The sequence below is a fragment of the Paracoccus sediminis genome (genome assembly GCF_900188295.1).
Lineage (GTDB): Bacteria > Pseudomonadota > Alphaproteobacteria > Rhodobacterales > Rhodobacteraceae > Paracoccus > Paracoccus sediminis.
This window is the reverse complement of the sequence record NZ_FZNM01000003.1, coordinates 206,316-221,927: the sequence shown is the minus strand read 5'-3', so window position 1 is coordinate 221,927 and position 15,612 is coordinate 206,316. Positions and strand designations below refer to the sequence as shown.

Genomic DNA, 15,612 nt, shown 5'->3' with positions numbered 1-15,612 from the left:
TCAGCTTTCCAGTTCGGCGTCCCAGTACAGGAAATCCATCCAGCTGTCGTGCAGGTGATTCGGCGGAAAGCGCCGACCGGCCGCGTGCATCTGCTCGGGGCTGGGCTGGCAGGGTTTGCGCCGCAGCGTCATGCCGGAATGGCGCAGGCTGCGGTTGGCCTTGCGCAAGTTGCAGGGCGAACAGGCTGCGACGACGTTTTCCCAACTGGTGACGCCACCCCGCGACCGGGGCACCACATGATCGAAGGTCAGGTCGCCCCTGGCCCCGCAATACTGGCAGCAGAATTCGTCCCGCAGGAAAAGATTGAAGCGCGTGAAGGCCACGCGCTTCTGGGGTTTGACATAATCCTTCAGCACCACGACCGAGGGCAGTCGGAAAGCCTGCCTCTGACTTCGCACGACGGCGTCGTATTCGGCGATGATGTCCACCCGGTCCAGAAATGCGGCCTTGATCGCCTCTTGCCACGGCCAGAGCGACAGCGGGTAATAGGACAGCGGACGGTAATCCGCGTTCAACACCAGGGCCGGATAATGGCGCAGGCTTGCGGGTTCGCGCACGAACTGGGTTCGAAAATCCGTCTGATGTCGCTGATCCAGCATAAACGCCTTCCCGCTTGGCCCCCAAGGGTGGACCGGGGCGCCCGTCAGATCCGTGACAACGACTATATATCGTGCCCGGCATCTGGCAAGCCCCCGGATCTATCCGTTCCCTGGATGGGATAATCCTGCGGGATGACAGGGCCATGACGGTTGCCGTCCGCGCGCGCCGCTGGCAGGCTGCGGTTCATGACAACCGCCGTCCCCACCGCCGCCCCACCTGCGCTGGGCACATTGGAATCCGCGCTTTATGCGGATGATCTTGATGCGGCGCTGGCCTTCTGGCGCGATGTGATGGGGTTGGAACCGTTCCAGACCGCGCCGGGGCGGCACGTCTTCTTTCGCGTGGCGCCGATGCAGGTGCTGCTGGTGTTCAACCCTGCTGCCACCGAACAACCGCCCCGGCCCGATGCCAGGCTGCCCGTTCCCCCGCATGGCGCGCGCGGGCCGGGGCATTTCTGTCTGGCCGTGCCCGCAGCCGAGATGGACCACTGGCGCGACCATCTGACCGCACGGGGCATCGTCATCGAGGCCGATTTCCATTGGCCGAACGGCGCCCGGTCGATCTATGTCCGCGATCCGGCCGGCAATTCCATCGAACTGGCCGACCCGGCGATCTGGGGCTGATTATTTCCCCAACCGATCCTTGAGGAAACTGAGCGCGACCGACAGACCGTCGGGGGAAATCCCGTGCCCGGTGCCCTTCATCACATGGCCATAAACGGTGAAGCCCGCAGCCTTCAAGGCTTCGCCCGCCACCGTCATGTCGGCGAACGGCACCATCGGATCCTGGTCGCCGTGCAGCAGCAGGACCGGCGGCTTGACGCGCGCCTCGGCCGCCAGCAGGTCGGGGGTCAGCAACCGGCCGGAAAAGCCGATGATCCCGGCGACCGGCTGGTCCCGGCGCGGCAGGACGTGCAGCGCCATCATCGTGCCCTGCGAAAAGCCCACCACGACCATCCGGTCGGGCGTCAGGCCTTCGTCCGCCAGCACCGTGTCCAGCCAGGTGTTCAGCAGGCCGATGGACCGGTCCATGGATTCCTTGGCCTGCGCCTCGGTCGATCCGTCCAGCCAGGGGATCGGAAACCACTGGTATCCGAAGGGATTGTTGACGCTGCGTTCCAGGGCATCGGGGGCGTGGAACGCCACGCCCGGCAGGTGCGGCGCCAGCGGATCGGCCAGGCCCAGCAGGTCGGCCCCGTCGGCGCCATAGCCGTGCAGGAACACCACGACCGCATCGGCCTTGGATGGACCCTTGCGGGCGGATTTCAGAACGGTCATCGCATTCCCTCGCGGCCTTTGACCCGCAGGTAATAGGCCCACAGCCCGCGCGCCGCAACCGCCCGCCAGGGCCGCCAGGGTTCGGCCATGCGGCGCAGGGCGGCGGCGGTGGGGCGGGCGTCCAGCCCGTACAGCATCCGCGCGCCTTCCTGCAACGCCAGGTCGCCTGCCGCGAAGACATCGGGCCGGCCAAGCGCCAGTTTCAGATAGATCTCGGCGGTCCACAGCCCGATGCCGGGCAGGGCTGTCAGGGTGTCGATCGCCTGATCGTCCGGCAGGGCGCGCAGACGGTCCCAGTCCAGCCCAGCGGCCGCGATCCCCTTCAGATAGCGGATCTTGGGCCGCGACAGGCCGGTGGCGCGCAGCGCATCCTCGGACGCCGCCCCGATGGCCTCGGGCGACATCAGGCCCGCCGCCCGGATCCGGGTGCTGATCGTGTCGGCCGCCGCCACGGAAATCAGTTGGGCCACGACCGCATCCGCAAGGGCCGCAAAGCCTTCGGGGCGGCGCAGATGGGGCAGGGGGCCAAGATCGGGCGCGACCCGCGCCCACACGGGACAGACCGATGCCAGATGGGCCATCCCCTCGGCCAGGTCGCCGTCCGTCTCGATCAGGCGCGGCGCGTCAGTCACGATCCGCAGCCGCCTCCAGCTTCAGCCGCGTTTCCCATGCCATCGAGATATGCTGCCGCAGCGCGCGGTCCGCCGCCGTTCCGTCGCCCGCCGCGATGGCATCGACGATGCGCCGGTGCTCGGCCAAGGCGGTTTCGCTGCGTCCCTCGGCCGCCAGTGATGTGCGCGCCATCAGCGCCATGCTGCGATGCACCAGATCCAGCTGCTGGACCAGATAGCGGTTGTGGGACGCCAGGTGGATCTGGTGGTGGAACCGCTTGTTGGCCCGCGCCAGGGCCTCGGGGTCGCGCACCGCGCGCTGGTCGTCGGCCACCATCTGCGCCAGGACGCGCACCTCCTCGGGGGTGGCGTGGCGGGCGGCCAGGCGGGCGGCCAGGGCCTCAAGCTCCGCGCGCACGGTGTACAGTTCGGCCAGCTGGTTGTGGTCCAGGGACGCCACGATCAGGCTGCGTCCGTCGCGGACCAGCATCTGTTGCGTTTCCAGCCGTTGCAGGGCCTCGCGCACGGGGGTCCGGGACACGCCGAACCGTTCGGCCAGTTCCGATTCGACCAGCCGGTCGCCGGGGCGATAGGTGCCGGATTCGATGGCCGCCAGGATCAGGGAATATGCGTCTTTCATGGGCCGCACGATTGGCCGGGGCGGGGGCGATTGCAAGCGGACTGTTGACGGTTTATCGGGCAGGGATGGATTTCGCGCATGTCGACACCTGGATCTTCGATCTGGACAACACGCTGTATCCGCCCGAAATGGCGCTGTTCCCGCAGATCGAATCGCGGATGACCGATTACGTGATGCGCACCCTGTCGGTCGAACGCGACGCCGCCGACCGGATGCGGCGCGACTGGTGGGCGCGCCATGGCACCACGCTGGCCGGGCTGATGGCCGAACATGCCATCGACCCGGTGGCCTATCTGGACGAGGTGCACGACATCGACCTTGCGCCGCTGCTGGCCGCCCCTGATCTGGCTGCGGCCATCGCCGCCCTGCCGGGGCGCAAGCTGATCCACACCAACGCCGACGCGGCCTATGCGGCCAAGGTTCTGCGCGCGCGCGGTCTGGGGCTGGTGGACGCCGATGTCCCCGCGCCGCTGTTCGAGGCGATCTATGGCATCGCCGAAACGCAGTTCCACCCCAAGCCCGCGCCCGAGGCGTTCCGCATCGTGATCGAGGCCGCAGGGATCGACCCCGCCCGCGCCGCCTTCTTCGAGGATGATCCCCGCAACCTGGCGGTTCCGCACGATCTGGGAATGCGCACGGTTCTGGTGGGGCCGGGGCGGCACGGGCCGGACGCGATGACGGGCGCCGTGCCCGCCCATGTCGATCACCACATCCACGACCTGACGGGGTTCCTGCGCCGGATTGCCCCCGACGGATGATCGCGCCACAATGGGCGCCGGACGCGCGCCCCTTTTTCCGAACAGGTGTCCCATGACCCATACCGCCGACAAAAGCGGCAACCGCCAGACCATCCGCATCCTGTCCGTGCTGCTGGTCCTTGTCCTGATCGCCGTTCTGGCCGTCGCGGTCTTCGGCCTTCCCGCGCTGGGGCTGCTGGGCCTTGCCATGACGGCGGCGTTCTTTGCCGTCATGCTGGTCTTCACGGCCGGAAACTGAGGCCTGCAAATCGTGGCCTGCGACATCGCCGCATCTGGCGGGCAGCGTCAGCGGGCCTATGATCCGGGCGACGCACAGGAAAGCGCGATGATGGCGGGCGACATCGAACGGATCGACATTCTGGTATCGGGCGGTGGCATCGCCGGACTGGTCACGGCGGCGGCCTTCGGCGCGCAGGGGTTTTCGACCCTGTGCGTCGATCCCGCCCCGCCGGTGACGGATGAATCGGCCGACGGCGCCGACCTGCGCACCACGGCCTTTCTGACACCCTCGGTCGCGCTGCTGCGGCGCATCGGCTTGTGGGACGGGCTTTTGCCCCATGCCACGCCCTTGCAGGTCATGCGCATCGTCGATGCCGGGGGGACCACCCCGCGGGCCCGGCTGATCCGCGATTTCGACGCGGCGGAAATCGGCGACCAGCCTTTTGGCTGGAACCTGCCCAACTGGCTGCTGCGGCGCGAAATCCTGGCCCGGCTGGCCGACATGCCCGATGTCCGGTTCCAACCCGGCATCGGCACGGCGGGCGTGGTGACGCGCGACAGCGGCGCCATTGTCACGCTGACCGACGGCCGCCGGGTCCAGGCCCGCCTGCTGGTCGGCGCGGACGGGCGCGGGTCGCCGGTGCGCCATGCCCTTGGCATCGGCGCGCGCACCTTCCGCTATGGCCAGAAGGCGCTGGCGTTCGCGGTCACCCATGACGTGCCGCATGGCAATGTCTCGACCGAGGTGCATCGGTCGGGCGGGCCGTTCACGCTGGTGCCGCTGCCCGACCGCGACGGCAAGCCCTGTTCGGCGGTCGTCTGGATGGAAAACGGACGCGAGGTCGCCCGCCTTGCCGCCCTTCCCCCCGAGGCGTTCGAGGCGGAGCTGAACGCCCGGTCCGCCGGGGTGCTGGGCCGCCTGACGCAGGCCACGCGCCTGACGCAATGGCCCATCGTCAGCCAGATCGCCGACCGTTTCGCCGGTCCCCGAACCGCCCTGATCGCCGAGGCCGCCCATGTCGTCCCCCCCATCGGCGCGCAGGGGCTGAACATGAGCCTGGCCGACCTGTCCGCCCTGATCGACCTGTCGGGCGACGATCCGGGCGTGGCGGCGGGCCTTGCCGCCTATGACCGCACCCGCCGCCCCGAGGCCTATGCCCGCCTGCTGGGCATCGACGCGCTGAACCGCGCCAGCCAGGCGGGCAGCCGTCCGCTGCGCGACCTGCGCGCGGCGGCGCTGGGCGGGCTTTACGGCATCGCGCCGCTGCGCCGCCTGATGATGCGCGCCGGGCTGGGGATGCGCTGAGGGCGGAACATCGCCCCCGGCCATGCGTTCGCCGTCATCGGCACCCTACCGGAGGAACCCATGCCTGATCCCGACGTGATCGACCGTATCTGGACCATCGCCGACACGCTGGATCCCTGCATGTTCGTGACCTGCGACGGCGACGGCTAGCGGGTCCGCCCCGTCTATGCGCGTGTGCGCCGCGACGAAGGGGCGATCTATGTCCTGACCGACCGTCAGGGCTGCAAGCTGGACCAGATCAGCGCGAACCCCAACGTGACGCTGGCCTTTTCGGATGAGCGCGCCAACGATTATGTGGTCATCAACGGCACGGCCGAGGTCCGTCACGATCCCGAAAAGGCGCGCGAGGTCTGGCGGTTCAGCGATGCGACCTTTTTTAAGTCGCCCGACAATCCCGACCTGCGCGTGATCGTCGTCCGGCCCACGGCGGCCGAATTGTGGGACGGCAGCAATCTGCTGATCTCGGGCGCCAAGATGCTGGCCGAACGCCTGATGGGCGCCAGGACCGAACTTGTCGAGAACGCCAAGGTGGACAGGCTGGACTGACAGGCTGGCCCTTGTTATGGCAGGGGCCAGGGGACGACCTCTCCATCATGGACATCTGCGCCGGGACGGCCCGGCAGGCATGGGGGTCGTCATGGCCTGGTTCTATCTTGTTCTGGCCGGTCTTCTGGAAATCGTCTGGGCCACCGCGATGAAGCAATCCGCAGGCTTCACGCGCCTTTGGCCCACCGGCATCATGGTCGTCGGCATGATCGCCTCGTTCTGGCTGCTGGCCATCGCCATGCGCGCGCTGCCCCTGGGCACCTCCTATACCGTCTGGGTGGGTATCGGCGCGGTGGGGGCGTTCATCGTGGGGATCGTGCTGTTTGGAGAGGTCGTCACCCCAATGCGCCTTCTGGCCGCGGGACTGATCGTTGCGGGAATCATCACGATGAAACTGGCGTCCTGACAAACGGAAACGAACCGAGGGCGCACGCATTCGGCAATTTCCTTTGGCCCCCGTCGGTGATAAACCCCGTCCCAGCCAAAGGAGTCTCCGCCATGCCCGCCTATCGTTCCCGCACCACCACCCACGGCCGCAACATGGCGGGCGCGCGCGGTCTGTGGCGCGCGACCGGGGTGAAGGACAGCGATTTCGGCAAGCCGATCATCGCGGTCGTCAACAGCTTCACCCAGTTCGTGCCGGGCCATGTCCACCTGAAGGATCTGGGCCAGATGGTCGCCCGAGAGGTCGAGGCCGCGGGCGGCATCGCCAAGGAATTCAACACCATCGCGGTCGACGACGGCATCGCCATGGGCCATGACGGGATGCTGTATTCGTTGCCATCGCGCGAAATCATCGCGGATTCCGTCGAATACATGGTCAACGCCCATTGCGCCGATGCGATGGTCTGCATTTCCAACTGCGACAAGATCACGCCGGGGATGCTGATGGCCGCGCTGCGGCTGAACATTCCGGTCGTGTTCGTTTCGGGCGGCCCGATGGAGGCCGGCAAGGTCGTGTTGCAGGACGGCCGCGTCAAGGCGCTGGATCTGGTCGACGCCATGGTCGCCGCCGCCGACGACAGTGTGTCGGATGCGGATGTCGAAGTGATCGAACGATCCGCCTGCCCGACCTGCGGGTCGTGTTCGGGCATGTTCACCGCCAATTCCATGAACTGCCTGACCGAGGCGCTGGGCCTTGCGCTGCCCGGCAACGGCTCGACGCTGGCGACCCATGCCGACCGCAAGCGCCTGTTCGTCGAGGCGGGCCACCTGATCGTCGATCTGGCCCGGCGGTATTATGAAGGGGACGACGCCAGCGTCCTGCCCCGCTCCATCGCCAGCTTCGAGGCGTTCGAGAACGCGATGACGCTGGACATCGCCATGGGCGGATCGACCAACACGGTGCTGCACCTGCTGGCCGCTGCGCACGAGGGCGGCATCGACTTCACCATGTCCGATATCGACCGCCTGTCGCGCCGCGTGCCGGTGCTGTGCAAGGTCGCGCCCGCGAAATCCGACGTGCATATGGAGGATGTCCATCGCGCGGGCGGCATCATGGGCATCCTGGGCGAGCTGGACCGGGCCGGGCTGCTGCATACGAATGTGGGCAGCGTCCATGCCCGGTCGCTGGCCGAGGCGCTGGACCGCTGGGACGTGATGCGCACCGATGCGGCATCGGTCCACGATTTTTACCGCGCCGCGCCGGGGGGGGTGCCCACGCAGACGGCGTTCTCTCAGGACCGCCGCTATGACGATGTGGACACGGACCGCGCGGGCGGGGTGATCCGCACGGCGGAACACGCGTTTTCGCAGGATGGCGGTCTGGCGGTGCTGTATGGCAACCTGGCCGAGGACGGCTGCATCGTGAAGACGGCGGGCGTGGACGAATCCATCCTGACCTTTACCGGCACCGCGCATATCTTTGAAAGCCAGGACGATTCCGTGTCCGCGATCCTGACCGGCAAGGTCAAGCCGGGGGAAATCGTGCTGATCCGGTACGAAGGGCCGCGCGGCGGGCCGGGGATGCAGGAAATGCTGTATCCGACCAGCTATCTGAAATCCAAGGGCCTGGGCAAGGCCTGCGCGCTTGTGACCGATGGCCGGTTTTCGGGCGGATCGTCGGGGCTGTCGATCGGCCATGTCTCGCCCGAGGCGGCCGAGGGCGGCACCATCGGCCTGGTGGAACAGGGCGACACGATCCGCATCGACATTCCGAACCGGGTGATCCACCTGGACGTGGACGACGCGACGCTGGCAGCGCGGCGTGCGCAGCGCGAGGCGCTTGGCTGGAAACCCGCCAAGCCGCGCCAGCGCAAGATCACGACCGCGCTGCGGGCCTATGCCGCGCTGACCACCAGTGCGTCGCGCGGCGCAGTGCGCGTCATCCCGGAATGACCGGCCGGCCTGCGATCCACACGGATTGCAGGGCCAGATTATCGTCCAGAAGCACCAGATCGGCGCGCCGGCCTGCCCGCAGCGCGCCGTATTCATCGGACAGACCTACGGCGCGCGCCGGTTCCCATGTGGCCATGGCCAGCGCCTGTTCGGGGGCGATCCCGGCTTGATCCACCAGAACCCGGATGGCGCGGTCCATGCGCAGGTCCGCCCCGGCCAGGGTGCCGTCGGCCAAGGTCAGCCGCCCGTCGCGGCGGAGGATCTGGCTGCCTTGCAAGGTCATCTCGGTCAGGTCGGTGCCTGCGAAGCCCATGCAGTCCGTGACCAGGAAAATTCCTTCGGGCCGCGCCGACAGGGCCGCGCGCATCGCCGCCGGGTGGACATGAACGGCATCCGCGATCAGCCCGGCCTGGGCATTCCCGGCAAGAACCGCGCCGACCAGGCCGGGGGCGCGGTGGCCCATCTGGCTCATGGCGTTGAACAGATGGGTGGCGCAGCGGGCACCTGCGGCAAAGGCCGCACGGGCCGTATCATAGTCGCAATCGGAGTGACCCAGGCTGACGATGGCGCCCGCGCGGGACAGCGCGGCGATCTGGTCGGGGGTCGCGGATTCGGGGGCCAGCGTCACCATCAGCACCGGCAGGGCGCGGGCGGCATCGCACAGCCGCGAGAGGTCGTCCGCATTCATGGGCCGGATCAGGGCCGGATCGTGGGCGCCAGGGCGGCGGGGGTCCAGATGCGGGCCTTCCAGATGCAAGCCCAGAAAGCCCGGCGTGCCCACCGCCCGGATGCCTGCGGCAATGATCGCCGCCGTGGCGTCGGGCGTGTCGGTGATAAGGGTCGGCAGCACCCCCGCGCAGCCAAGCCGCTGATGCGTGGCGCAAATATGGCGCAACGCGGCCATGTCCGTGTCGCCGCCCACCATCAGCCCGCCGCCGCCATTCACCTGCAAATCCAGGAAAGCGGGGGCGAGCGTCCCGTCCAGCCGCAGGCCGGGACCAGCCTTGGCCACGGGCAGAACCGCCGCGATGCGGTCGCCCTCGATCACCACGGCATGACCCGTCAGGAACCGCCGGCCGTCGAAGATCCGCACCGGGGCAAGGACCGTCATGCCGCCCCCGCCATCTGCCGCGCCATCAGCAGTGCGCCGTCCACGCCCGATCCAAGCGCGGGACGCTGGGGCCAGTCCGTCAACCGCGCCGCATAGGCCGGGCCAAGCCCGCCCACAAAGACCACGGGCAGCGGAGCATCGGCTTGCAGGACGGTCAGGATATGGCGCACCTCGGCCACGGCGGCATCAAAGACCAGCCGTGCCGCGGGATCGTCGGACCCGACGATATGCTGTGCCATCATCGCGAATTCAGCCGGGCGGGCGGTGTTGCCGAAACCGATGATCCCCTCAATTCCGCCATGATCGTCCAGCACCCGTTCCAGCAGCGGCGTCAGACATGCGAACCCGTCCCTGGCCCGCATCGCCAGCGACAACAACGCCCGGCCCATCACTGCGCCCGATCCCTCGTCCCCCATCAGAAAGCCGCGCCCGCCGAGCTGGCGCAAGACGCCGCCGCGCTGCACCGCGAACACCGATCCGGTGCCGATCGCCGCAAGGATGCCGTCATCCGTCCCCAAGGCTCCGCGCGCGGCGGTCACGGCGTCGTTGACGATCTGCATCCGGGCAAAGGGCAAAAGCAGCGCCAGACGGTCCGCAGCCGCCGACATCGTGCCCCCGGCAAGGCCCAGGGTGGCGATCAGGTCGCGGGGATCGGCGCCGCTGCCGTCCAGGGCCTGCGCCGTGGCGTCCAGGATGCTGACCGCCGCCGCCTCGGCATCGGTGTTGATGTTGGCGGGGCCGCCCCGGCCCAGGCCGATGATCCGGCCGTCCGCATCCGCCAGCGCCGCGCGGCATCCCGTGCCGCCGCCGTCGATTCCCAGAAAGAACGCCATGCCCCGCCCCTTGTCACGCGGCTGTTCTAGCCGCGATCATCGGACCCGAACAACCCGCGAAGCCCCCGTGTCAGCAGATTGCCGACCTTGGGGCGGGGCTGGGCCAGAAAGGGCAGGGGGCGGCAGACCTCCATCGCGGCGATGCCGACACGGGCGGTCAGCGCGCCGTTCACCACGCCCTCACCAAAGCGACGGGAAACCTTGGCCAGCACGCCGCCGCCCGCGACGGTGTGGATCAGGTCGTCGCCCGCCGCAACTGCGCCGGTCGCGACCAGATGGGTGATGACCGTGCGCGCCAGCCGCCAGCCGCCAACAGCGCCCGCGCGGCCGCCATAGATCTCGGCCATGCGGCGGATCATCCGCAGATTGGCGGCCAGGGCCGCGGCGACATCGGCAAGCGCCAGCGGAATCAGCGCGGTGGCGGCGGCGACGGTGCGGGCGGCGGCCTCGATTTCCCGGCGGGCGTCCTGGTCCAGCTGGGCCAGCAGTTCGGTTTCCGCCATGGTCAGCAGGGTGCGCGCGTCAAAGGCGTCGCCGCGGTTGTCCGCCAGCCGCTTTCGGCGCCATTCCATTTCGGGACGGTCGCGATACAGCGCCAGCAGGTCGTCGGTCACGGTGCGCGCACGGTCCATGCTGTCGTCGGCAAGGGCCGCGCCCGCCTGCCGCTGGATGGCGTCAATGCGCGCGAACCGCGCCCAGGCCCGGTATTCGCGCCAAGCCATCCCAAGCGCCGCCAGCGTGAACAGCGCGAACAGCGCGATCCCGATCCAGCCCAGGACCGGATAGCGGGTCAGCAGGTTGTCGATGAAATTCAGCGCGGCGATGGACAGCAGGAACGTGAACAGCGCCACGCCGGAATTGAGGAAGAACCGCGTCAGGCGCGACGGCGGGCGGCCCACCAGACGCGTCACCATCTCCATAGTGCGGGGACGCGGCAGAATGGGGTCTGCTGCGTCGATGGGCGGGGCGTCGGCGGGGTTCAGGGTGTCGTCCCGCGCCTCGGTCGCGGGGGCGAGACGAGGCTCGGCCGCGGCGGGCGCGTCGAGTTCGATCAGCACGGGGCCGCGCCGGGGGGGGGTGTCGGTCACAGCCGGTCTCCGATCAGGAATTCGGCGGCGCGGTCCAGCCGGATATGGGGCGGGCCATCGCCGGGACGGGCGGTCATGGGGGCGGGGGCGAAGTTCATGATGGCGTAATCGCCGTCCAGCCAGTCGGGCGCGCCGTCGCGCGCCGGATGCAGCAGCGCGGCAGGATCGGCGGGCAGTTCGCCCGGATAAAAGGCCGCCTGCCGCCCGTCCAACAGGCGCCCGCGCACGGCGGGCAGTTCGGCGCCGTCCTGGCGGATCACGTCCTCGGTCGTGGCGCGCAGGGCTGCGATGGACATGGCCTCGGTCCGGGCGCCGCTGAAATCGGCGCGGTCGCGGGCCTCGCGCAGCATGGCCGACAGGATCGCGGTCAGGCGGTTGTGCTGGACATGGTGCAGGTGGTCGGCCTTGGTGGCGGCGAACAGGATGCGTTCGACCCGCCGCGTGCCCAGCAATTGCGCCAGCCAGCCCGCGCGGCCGGGGCGGAAGGCGGTCAGGATGTCGGCCATGGCCCGGCGCATGTCCTCGACCGCGCGCGGGCCTTGATGGATGGCGCCCAGCACATCGACCAGCACCACCTGCCGGTCGATGCGGGCGAAGTGATCCCGGAAGAACGGCTTGACCACCCGCGACTTGTAGGCGTCGAAGCGGCGGCGGAATTCCTTGTGCAGCCGCCCTTCGGCGAAGGACGCGGGCAGGGGGGCAAAGGTCAGGGCGGGGGATCCCTCCATCTCTCCGGGGATCAGGAAGCGGCCGGGGGTGCAGTCGGACCAGCCGGCCTCGCGCGCGGCGTGCAGATGGGCGGTGTAGGTTTCGGCAAGACGCTGGGCGGTCGGTTCATCGAAACGGTCGCCGTCCAAACCTGCCAGAGCGGCGGCATAGTCCGCCGCGCCGGGGCGCCCGTCCATGCGGTCCAACACCTCGGCCGACCATTCGGCGAAACTCCGTTCCATCAACCGCAGGTCCAGCAGCCATTCGCCCGGATAATCGACGATATCCAGATGCAGGGTGCGCGGGCCCGTCAGGCCCCCGAACAGGCCCCGGCCGTCCAGACGCAGCGACAGGCGCAACTGGCTGACATGGCGGGTGCCGTCGGGCCAATGCGGATCCGGGCCGGTCAGGGCGGCCAGATGGCGTTCGAAATCGAAGCGCGGCACGGTGTCGTCGGGCTGCGGTTGCAGCCATGCGGCCTTGAGGCTGCCGTCGGCCGCAGCGCGCAGGGCATGCATCCGCCCCCGGTCCATCAGGTTTGCCACCAGCGAGGTGATGAACACCGTCTTGCCCGCCCGCGACAGCCCCGTGACGCCCAGCCGGATCATCGGATCGCCCAGACCGATGCCTGCCATCAAGATGCTGCCGATGCCCATGCCGCCTGCCTGTTTCTGTATGTCTTTGCCGGAAGATAGGTCGTGGCGCCGGGTTTGAATAGGGCGGCGGGCCGGGGTTCCGCTTGGCCCGCCGTTGCGACATAACGCAGGGATGCTGGATCGGTTGCCTATCGACGATGTTCTGCCCGCGCTGTGCGAGGCGCTGGCCGCGCGGGGCTGCGCCGTGCTGGTCGCCCCGCCGGGTGCGGGCAAGACCACGCGGGTGCCGCTGGCGTTGCTGGACCGGGTGGCGGGCAGAATCGTCATGCTGGAGCCGCGCCGGCTGGCCGCCCGCGCCGCAGCCGAACGCCTGGCCGAGCAATTGGGCGAAAGGGTGGGCGCGCGCATCGGATACCGGATGCGCGGCGAAAGCGTGCCGGGCAGCCGGATCGAGGTCGTGACCGAAGGGATCCTGACGCGGATGATCCAGTCCGACCCCGGCCTTGACGGCATCGGCTGCGTGATCTTCGACGAATTCCACGAACGCAGTTTGAATGCGGATCTGGGCCTGGCCTTGGTATGGGAGGCGCGCGGCGCGTTGCGCGAGGATCTAGCGGTCGTGGTGATGTCGGCGACGCTTGACGCCGAACCCGTGGCGGCCCTGCTGGACGACGCGCCCGTGATCCGGTCCGAAGGCCGCGCCTTTCCGGTCGAGACCCGCTGGCTGCCCCGGCCCCTGCCCGCAGGCGGGCGCCTGGTCGACGAGGCCGCGCGCCTGATCGCCCAGGCCGAGGCCGAGACGCGCGACACCGGCGGCACGGTTCTGGCTTTTCTGCCGGGCGAGGGCGAGATCCGGCGGGTGATGGCCCGGCTTGGCGATGCCTGCGAGGTGCTGCCGCTGTATGGCGCGCTGGACGCCAAGGCGCAGCGGGCGGCACTGGCGCCACCGGGCGAACGGCGGCGGATCGTGCTGGCGACGGCGATCGCCGAGACGTCTTTGACGATTCCCGCGGTGCGGGTGGTCGTGGATGCGGGCCGGGCGCGCCGGGCGCGGTTCGATCCGGGGTCGGGAATGCCGCGGCTTGTGACGGAACGCGTCAGCCGGGCCGAGGCCGATCAGCGCCGTGGACGCGCCGGCCGCGTGGCGCCGGGCATCTGTTATCGCATGTGGGCCAAGGCCGAGGAAGGCGCGCTGCCCGCCTTCGCTCCTCCGGAAATCGTCGTGGCGGATCTGGCGGGTCTGGCGCTGGAATTGGCGGCGTGGGGCGCGGCTCCGGGCGATCTGGCCTTTCTGTCCCCCCCGCCCGAAGCGCCGCTGGCCGAGGCGCGCGCCCTGCTGCGCGCGCTGGAGGCATTGGACGCGTCGGGGGCGATCACCGATCATGGCCGCGCCCTGGCCCGGCTGCCCCTGCATCCGCGTCTGGCCCATATGCTGATGCGAGCCGGGCCGGATGCGGCGGACATCGCCGCGCTGCTGTCGAACCGCGATCCCCTGCGCGGCGCGCCGGTCGATCTGGCGTTGCGGCTGGCGGCGTTGCGCGATCCCAGGGGATTTGCGGCCCGGCATCCGCACGAGGTGAACCGGGTGGTGGTCCAGCAGATCCAGGGCGAGGCGTCCCGGCTGCGGCGGCTTGTTGCGTCCCGCGATGGCGGGGGGGCTGTCTGCCCCCCCGATCCCCCCCGAGGATATTTGCGTGAAGAAGAACCGGGCGGCGTCGTGTCGCTGGCCTATCCCGACCGGATCGGGTTGCGGCGCAAGGGTGACGATCCGCGATACGTCCTGTCGGGCGGCAAGGGGGCCGTAATGGATGCGGGCGACCCGCTGGCCGGACAGCGTCTGATCGTGGCCGCCGATCTGGACGGAGGCGTGGGCGAGGCGCGCATCCGCATGGCCGCGCGGTTGAGCGAGGCCGATCTGCGCGGCCTGCATGGCGGCCGGATCGAGACGGTCGAGGTCTGCGACTGGTCCCGGCGCGAGGGGCGGGTGCTGGCCCGCGTGCAGGAACGGCTGGCGGCGTTGGTTTTGTCGGATCGCGCCTGGCCCGACGTGCCGCCCGACGCGGTGGCGCGGGCCGCGCTGGAGGGTTTGCGGCTGGACGGGCTGCCCTGGACTCCGGGTGCCGCCCGGCTGCGGGCGCGGATCGCGCTGCTGCCGGATCTGGGGGCGGTGGACGATGCGGCCCTGCTGGCGGATACGGACTGGCTGCTGCCCTGGCTGGGGCGTGCCCGGACCCTGGCCGATCTGCGCGCGCTGGATCTGACCGAGCCGCTGAAGACGCGGATCGGCTGGGACGGGCAGCAGCGGTTGGACCGCGAGGCGCCCGCGCATTTCGTGACGCCCCTGGGGCGCAGGGTGCCCATCGATTACGACCACGAACAGCCGTCCATCGAGGTGCGCTTGCAGGAACTGTTCGGCGTGACGCGCCATCCCGCCGTGGCCGGGCGGCCCTTGCGGATCAGCCTGCTATCGCCGGGGGGCAAGCCTGTCCAGGTCACGACGGACCTGCCGGGGTTCTGGGCTTCGAGCTATGCCGAGGTGCGCAAGGACATGCGCGGGCGCTATCCTCGCCACCCTTGGCCGGAAGACCCGCGCCAGGCAAATCCCACCACGCGGGCCAAGCCGCGCGGCACCTAGTCCACGGGCCGGATCAGGGGCTTGTCCAGCACCCGCAGCACCTGGGCCAGGTCGTGACCGCGCTTCAGGATCCGTCCGTCCAGGCCGATCACCGCATATGCGCCTTGGGCCGCGCGCAGGCGGGGCCGCTTTTCGATCCGGTACAGGGGATGTTCGGTCGCCCGGCGAAAGACGCTGAAGACCGCCGCATCGCGCAGAAAGGACATGGCATAGTCGCGCCATTCGCCTGCCGCGACGAAGCGGCCATAAACGGCCAGGATCAGCGACAGTTCGGTCCGGTCGAAGACGACGCGATCGGGGTCGGCCCCAAACGGCGGGCTGGCATTTATCATGGCGGGATGGTGAC

General features: G+C 69.5%; 16 protein-coding genes and 1 pseudogene. 8 read left to right on the top strand and 9 right to left on the bottom strand.

Annotation, left to right across the window (positions count from 1 at the left end; genetic code table 11):
- A complete protein-coding gene (locus CHB77_RS06535; protein WP_089387372.1) occupies window positions 1–600 on the bottom strand; it encodes an HNH endonuclease in 600 nt (199 codons plus the stop codon).
- A 186-nt stretch (window positions 601–786) separates the two neighbouring features.
- Here CHB77_RS06535 and CHB77_RS06530 point away from each other — a divergent pair, with 186 nt between their 5' ends.
- Window positions 787–1,224: a VOC family protein gene (locus CHB77_RS06530; RefSeq protein ID WP_089387371.1), complete on the top strand. Its 438-nt coding sequence runs from the start codon at window positions 787–789 to the stop codon at window positions 1,222–1,224.
- Here the strand turns inward: CHB77_RS06530 and CHB77_RS06525 are convergent, their stop codons facing one another.
- The 3 genes from CHB77_RS06525 to CHB77_RS06515 are packed head-to-tail and all read right to left on the bottom strand — an operon-like array spanning window position 1,225 to window position 3,129.
- Complete coding sequence (locus CHB77_RS06525; RefSeq protein ID WP_089387370.1) at window positions 1,225–1,878, bottom strand: alpha/beta hydrolase; 654 nt, start codon at window positions 1,876–1,878, stop codon at window positions 1,225–1,227.
- Entirely contained in the window at window positions 1,875–2,459 is a 585-nt protein-coding gene (locus CHB77_RS06520) for a DNA-3-methyladenine glycosylase family protein (RefSeq protein ID WP_089387611.1), read from the bottom strand. Before CHB77_RS06520 ends, CHB77_RS06525 begins: the two co-directional genes overlap by 4 nt.
- Window positions 2,460–2,502: 43 nt before the next feature.
- A complete protein-coding gene (locus tag CHB77_RS06515) occupies window positions 2,503–3,129 on the bottom strand; it encodes a GntR family transcriptional regulator (RefSeq protein WP_089387369.1) in 627 nt (208 codons plus the stop codon).
- Between CHB77_RS06515 and CHB77_RS06510 the strand changes: the two genes are divergently transcribed.
- The 6 genes and pseudogenes from CHB77_RS06510 to ilvD all read left to right on the top strand — a co-directional run bounded on the left by CHB77_RS06510 (window position 3,117) and on the right by ilvD (window position 8,295).
- Window positions 3,117–3,887, top strand: a complete 771-nt coding sequence (locus CHB77_RS06510; protein ID WP_341273554.1) for a pyrimidine 5'-nucleotidase — start codon at window positions 3,117–3,119, stop codon at window positions 3,885–3,887. The two genes, CHB77_RS06515 and CHB77_RS06510, sit on opposite strands and share 13 nt — an antisense overlap.
- Before the next feature lie 52 nt (window positions 3,888–3,939).
- On the top strand, window positions 3,940–4,125 hold the full coding sequence (locus tag CHB77_RS06505; RefSeq protein ID WP_089387367.1) for a hypothetical protein: 186 nt from the start codon (window positions 3,940–3,942) through the stop codon (window positions 4,123–4,125).
- A gap of 90 nt (window positions 4,126–4,215) precedes the next feature.
- Entirely contained in the window at window positions 4,216–5,412 is a 1,197-nt protein-coding gene (locus CHB77_RS06500) for a UbiH/UbiF family hydroxylase (RefSeq protein WP_089387610.1), read from the top strand.
- 165 nt (window positions 5,413–5,577) lie between these two features.
- Window positions 5,578–5,958 (top strand): annotated as a pseudogene (locus tag CHB77_RS06495) (pyridoxamine 5'-phosphate oxidase family protein); the annotation flags it as partial.
- A gap of 91 nt (window positions 5,959–6,049) precedes the next feature.
- Window positions 6,050–6,364, top strand: coding sequence for a DMT family transporter (locus CHB77_RS06490; protein ID WP_089387365.1), 315 nt, complete (start codon window positions 6,050–6,052; stop codon window positions 6,362–6,364).
- Window positions 6,365–6,456: 92 nt separating this feature from the next.
- Window positions 6,457–8,295 carry a dihydroxy-acid dehydratase gene (ilvD, locus tag CHB77_RS06485; RefSeq protein ID WP_089387364.1) on the top strand — a complete coding sequence of 613 codons (1,839 nt, stop codon included), beginning with the start codon at window positions 6,457–6,459 and terminating at the stop codon, window positions 8,293–8,295.
- Here the strand turns inward: ilvD and nagA are convergent.
- Genes nagA through CHB77_RS06465 form a run of 4 tightly spaced genes read right to left on the bottom strand, consistent with a single transcriptional unit; the run spans window position 8,282 to window position 12,691 of the window.
- A complete protein-coding gene (gene nagA, locus CHB77_RS06480; protein ID WP_089387363.1) occupies window positions 8,282–9,406 on the bottom strand; it encodes an N-acetylglucosamine-6-phosphate deacetylase in 1,125 nt (374 codons plus the stop codon). The genes ilvD and nagA overlap by 14 nt on opposite strands.
- Window positions 9,403–10,239 (bottom strand): glucosamine kinase nucleotide-binding domain-containing protein, encoded by an 837-nt coding sequence (locus tag CHB77_RS06475; protein WP_089387362.1) that lies wholly within the window; start codon window positions 10,237–10,239, stop codon window positions 9,403–9,405. The genes nagA and CHB77_RS06475 overlap by 4 nt, the downstream gene beginning before the upstream one ends.
- A 26-nt stretch (window positions 10,240–10,265) precedes the next feature.
- A complete protein-coding gene (locus CHB77_RS06470) occupies window positions 10,266–11,327 on the bottom strand; it encodes a YcjF family protein (RefSeq protein WP_089387361.1) in 1,062 nt (353 codons plus the stop codon).
- Entirely contained in the window at window positions 11,324–12,691 is a 1,368-nt protein-coding gene (locus CHB77_RS06465; protein WP_089387360.1) for a YcjX family GTP-binding protein, read from the bottom strand. Before CHB77_RS06465 ends, CHB77_RS06470 begins: the two co-directional genes overlap by 4 nt.
- A 112-nt stretch (window positions 12,692–12,803) precedes the next feature.
- Between CHB77_RS06465 and hrpB the strand changes: the two genes are divergently transcribed.
- Window positions 12,804–15,266 carry an ATP-dependent helicase HrpB gene (hrpB, locus tag CHB77_RS06460; RefSeq protein WP_089387359.1) on the top strand — a complete coding sequence of 821 codons (2,463 nt, stop codon included), beginning with the start codon at window positions 12,804–12,806 and terminating at the stop codon, window positions 15,264–15,266.
- On the opposite strand, the gene CHB77_RS06455 is transcribed toward hrpB, so the two are convergent.
- Window positions 15,263–15,598 carry a DUF2794 domain-containing protein gene (locus CHB77_RS06455; RefSeq protein WP_089387609.1) on the bottom strand — a complete coding sequence of 112 codons (336 nt, stop codon included), beginning with the start codon at window positions 15,596–15,598 and terminating at the stop codon, window positions 15,263–15,265. The two genes, hrpB and CHB77_RS06455, sit on opposite strands and share 4 nt — an antisense overlap.
- Window positions 15,599–15,612: the final 14 nt, after the last annotated feature.